Source organism: Streptomyces sparsogenes, assembly GCF_001704635.1.
In the GTDB taxonomy this organism is placed as follows: Bacteria; Actinomycetota; Actinomycetes; order Streptomycetales; family Streptomycetaceae; genus Streptomyces; species Streptomyces sparsogenes.
The window spans coordinates 1-3734 of record NZ_MAXF01000158.1 but is presented as its reverse complement, the minus strand read 5'-3'; the positions used below and the strand labels follow the sequence as shown (position 1 = coordinate 3734).

The following is a 3734-nucleotide window of genomic DNA, read 5'->3' as shown; positions in this document are numbered from 1 at the left end:
GCCGCCGTCGGCCAGGCCGATCCCGGCACCGAGCCGGGCCCCGCGCCGACGGGCATCGGGCACAGCCGGGTCGTCGGACCCGACGGAACGGTCCGGCACGCTCTGGGCGCGGAGCCCGAGCTGCTGGTGGCGGACCTGGACATCGCCGAGGTCGCCGCGGTCCGGCAGAAGACCTCCGTGCTGGCCAACCGGCGGCCGGAGGTATGGCGGTGAGCCGGCCGGCGGTGATCGACGGGGCTAACCCTCGAGCAGCACCTTGAGTGTCGACTCCAGATGGTGGTCGATGGCGGCGCAGGCGGCCTGTGCGTCACCGGCGGCCAGGGCGTCCAGGATGGCCTTGTGTTCCTCCAGCACGGCTTCCTGGCGCCCCTGCTGGTTGAAGAGGGCCACCACTCCGGCGCGGACCTGGCGGCTGCGCAGTCCGTCGTAGTGCCGGTCCAGGAGGGCGTTGCCGACGGCGGACACCAGGACCGAGTGGAAGCGGTGGTCCACGGCGATGAACTCCCGGGCCTGCTCTGCCCCGGTGAGCTCGCGCTGCCGTTCCAGCAGGGCCCGCAGCTCCGCCACCGGGGCCCGTCCTTGGGAGACGAGCTGCTGGGCGGCGTACCGCTCGACGATGCCCCGCAGCTCCATCAGCTCGCGGATCTCCCGTCCCGCCAGGGGCGCCACCCGGGCGCCCCGCTTGGGCACGAGCTCGACCAGGTCCTCGGCCGCGAGTTGCAGCAGCGCCTCCCGGATGGGCGTGCGGGAGACACCGATGCGGTCGGCGAGCTCCTGCTCCGACAGGAAGGCCCCTTGCATCTCGGGATCCGTCAGCACCGTGTCCTTGAGATACGCGTACGCCTTCTCCCGACCGGACGCCACGGCAACCCCCAGACATCGCATACAGTTTGTATACAGACGCTACCACGCGTCTTTCCGCCACGGCACGCGTGGCGACCGCCGAGGTCCCGCGATCAGCCGTGGGCTTCCAGGGGGTTGTGATCGAGTGCTGCCCGGATCCGGCTGAGCCACTCCGTACCCAGCCGGCGGCCGTCGGGGAGCTGGTCGTCCCGATCCCAGCGCCATGTGGTGATCATCGCCAGCACGAGGATCCGGCACTCGCGCAGCAGGTCCCGATCGACGCCCGGATAGTGCTCGCCGACTTCATCGGGCGCATGGGCGAGGTCGAATTCGACGGGCCCACGGCAACACGTCTCGAGGTCTATGAACAGCAGTCCGTTGCTCGTGGTGAGCACGTTGCCCGGATGCGGCTCGCCGTGCAGCAACTGCTGGGCACCACCGCGCTCGCCGATCACTCGTCGCAGACGTCCTAACGTGTCGCCGAGCAGCTCCCGGTCCGCGTCGGCGAGCGCCGGAGTGCGGTCGCGGTCCGCCAGGAGTCGTTGGGCCTGCTCGACCCGGTCCGTGAAGTGCGGCGTCGGGACATCGACCGCGCGCATGCCGGCGTGCAGCCGCTCGAGCGCACCGGCGTAGTCGGCTGGTGAGACCTCTTGGGGTGCCACGGGTTCGTACCAGGTCCACAGCGTGACCACGAAGCCGTCACGCTCATAGGGGCGTGGCTCCACCCGAGGCTCCAGAGCAGCCACAGGGCACCCGGATTCGGCGAGCCGCTGAGCCAGCTCGACTTCGAACTCTGCCACCTGATGCGCTACGGGTGCCACCCGGGCCAGGACGTCACAAGGCAGCAGACGCAGGGTGAGCTTGTTCGAGTCGTTGAGAACGACCGCGTCCTCGACTGCCAGGCCACGTGAGGAGGCGATCGACATGGCCGCGGCCACCGCACGCGGGAACTCCGACGCCTGCATCGTCGCCTGGCCCCTCTCCCTTGGCCGCTGCCATGACTCCCCAAGCGGTGCGACTCGCGCACCCTACCAGGGCCGATCGCGCCGGCCGGAGGATCGCGGCAGCACCGGGGCCGGCATGCCCGGTGGCTAGGGTTGCCTCGTGGAGTTTGATGTGCGGGAACGGTGGGGCCGCCGGCCGTTGTGGGCAAGGTGGGTCCTTGGGGTGTACCTGATGGGTTTTCTCGTCGGCTTCGGGAGCCATGCCGCCGATCTGGCCCGTGGCGGTATCCACGCCTATGCGGGGTTTCCTCAGGTTCCCTTTCAGGTGTTCTTCGTCGGTCTGGTGGTCCTCGATCCGCTGGTCGCCGTCATGGTGGCGCTGATGCGGCGGGAAGGGGTGTGGCTGGCAGGGCCGGTGATGGTGGTGGACGTCTGCGCGAACTGGTGGGGCAATCGGCACTGGCTGCGTGACGATCCGGGGCAATTGGTGGGGCTGCTGCCCCTCACTCTGTTCGGTGTCTTCGTCATCGCGTCCTGGCTGCCGTTGCGCCGCGCGGTCGCGAAGGCGCCGAGCGGGCCGTCTCCGGAGAGGGACTCGGGGGAGAAGGGCACCTTCGTCAGCCACTGAGATCCTGCTGTTCACGGAAATCCGTTTCGAGGGTTGCCCGGGGGCCTCTACTGTGGCGCCGTGATGACTCAGGTGATCGTTGTCAACGGTGGTTCCAGCTCGGGGAAATCCGGGATCGTTCGATGTCTGCAGGCGGTCCTGCCGGATCCCTGGCTGGCCCTCGGTACGGACACGCTGGTTGAGGCGATGCCGGCGTCCATGCAGGCTTCGGACGGCGGGATCGAGTTCGCTCCGGACGGAGAGGTGACGGTCGGTCCCGAGTTCCGGACGCTGGAAGCGGCATGGATCGAGGGGGTCGCCGCGATGGCCCGCGCGGGCGCCCGGGTCATCGTCGATGAGGTGTTCCTCGGCGGGGCGGACTCACAGCAGCGCTGGCAGAAGGCCTTGGGCGAACTGCGGGTGCTGTGGGTCGGCGTCAGGTGTGACGCGGCGGTGGCCGCGGGCCGTGAGGTCGCGCGAGGCGATCGGACCATCGGGATGGCCGCGTCCCAGGCGGAAGTGGTCCACCAGGGCGTGTCCTATGACCTCGAGGTGGACACCACACACGCGGAGGCGATGGAGTGCGCCCGGACCATCGCCGCGCATGTCAGGTGATCGATGGCCGGGTGGGCCGTCCGCCGCCGGGGCCTCGCGCGCTTGGCGGTCAGGATGGCTGGACTTGGTCGAAGAGGGCGAGGGCCTCGGCGGGGTCCGGGCTCACCAGGCGTTCCAGACCGGCCGTCGTGATCTGCGCCCACTTGCCGGCCCGTGTCCACATCTGTTCCTCGAAGGCGCGGACCGCCTCGTCCAGATCACCAGGGCCGGTGGCGATGGACTCGGCGAGTTCGGCGCCTTCCAGCAGCGCGAGGTTCGCGCCCACCCCCAAGGGGGGCATCAGATGGGCGGCGTCGCCCAGTAGCGTCACCCCGGGGACGTGGGTCCAGGTGTGGGACACGGGCAGGACGTAGCAGGGGCGGTGGACGAAAGCGGTGCCGTGGCGGAGGAGGTCGAGGACGGGAGCGGCCCAGCCGTCGAACAGACCCAGCAGGCTCGATCGCACGGCCTCGACATCGGCCAGGTCCAGATTCGCGTGCCAGTCCACGGGCGCGCGGAACCTGGCGTACACCTTGACGTGGCCGCCGCTGTTGCGCTGGGCGACGAGGGAGCGGTTCACGCCGTACGCGGCCACGGAACCGTCGCCGATCAACCGGGCGAGGTCGGGGTGGCGGGTGTCCACGTCGTCCAGAGAGGTCTCGACCGAGGTGACGCCGGTGTAGTGCGGCGTCACCGACGAGACCGCCGGGCGGGTCCGGGACCAGGCGCCGTCCGCCCACGAGGTC

At 70.2% G+C, this 3734-nt stretch carries 5 protein-coding genes and 1 pseudogene; 3 read left to right on the top strand and 3 right to left on the bottom strand.

Annotated elements, in window-relative coordinates:
- A pseudogene (locus BBH68_RS31880) lies at positions 1-213 on the top strand (carbon-nitrogen hydrolase family protein); the annotation flags it as partial.
- A gap of 24 nt (positions 214-237) precedes the next feature.
- Here the strand turns inward: BBH68_RS31880 and BBH68_RS31875 are convergent.
- On the bottom strand, positions 238-864 hold the full coding sequence (locus BBH68_RS31875) for a GntR family transcriptional regulator (RefSeq protein ID WP_065967217.1): 627 nt from the start codon (positions 862-864) through the stop codon (positions 238-240).
- Positions 865-956: 92 nt separating this feature from the next.
- Positions 957-1808, bottom strand: a complete 852-nt coding sequence (locus BBH68_RS31870; RefSeq protein ID WP_065967216.1) for a phosphotransferase enzyme family protein — start codon at positions 1806-1808, stop codon at positions 957-959.
- A 139-nt stretch (positions 1809-1947) separates the two neighbouring features.
- Here BBH68_RS31870 and BBH68_RS31865 point away from each other — a divergent pair, with 139 nt between their 5' ends.
- Together BBH68_RS31865 and cpt are read left to right on the top strand one after the other, a co-directional pair.
- Positions 1948-2415, top strand: a complete 468-nt coding sequence (locus BBH68_RS31865) for a hypothetical protein (protein ID WP_245738408.1) — start codon at positions 1948-1950, stop codon at positions 2413-2415.
- A gap of 63 nt (positions 2416-2478) precedes the next feature.
- Positions 2479-3009, top strand: a complete 531-nt coding sequence (gene cpt / locus BBH68_RS31860) for a chloramphenicol phosphotransferase CPT (protein ID WP_065967219.1) — start codon at positions 2479-2481, stop codon at positions 3007-3009.
- A 49-nt stretch (positions 3010-3058) separates the two neighbouring features.
- Here cpt and BBH68_RS31855 read toward each other — a convergent pair.
- Positions 3059-3734: FAD-dependent oxidoreductase (locus BBH68_RS31855; protein ID WP_425428870.1), on the bottom strand; the 676-nt coding region annotated here is incomplete at its 5' end.

Excerpts from the sequence above, each read along its gene's own strand:
- BBH68_RS31870 (WP_065967216.1), bottom strand. The coding sequence starts at position 1,808 with ATGCAGGCGTCGGAGTTCCCGCGTGCGGTGGCCGCGGCCATGTCGATC.
- cpt (WP_065967219.1), top strand. The coding sequence starts at position 2,479 with ATGACTCAGGTGATCGTTGTCAACGGTGGTTCCAGCTCGGGGAAATCC.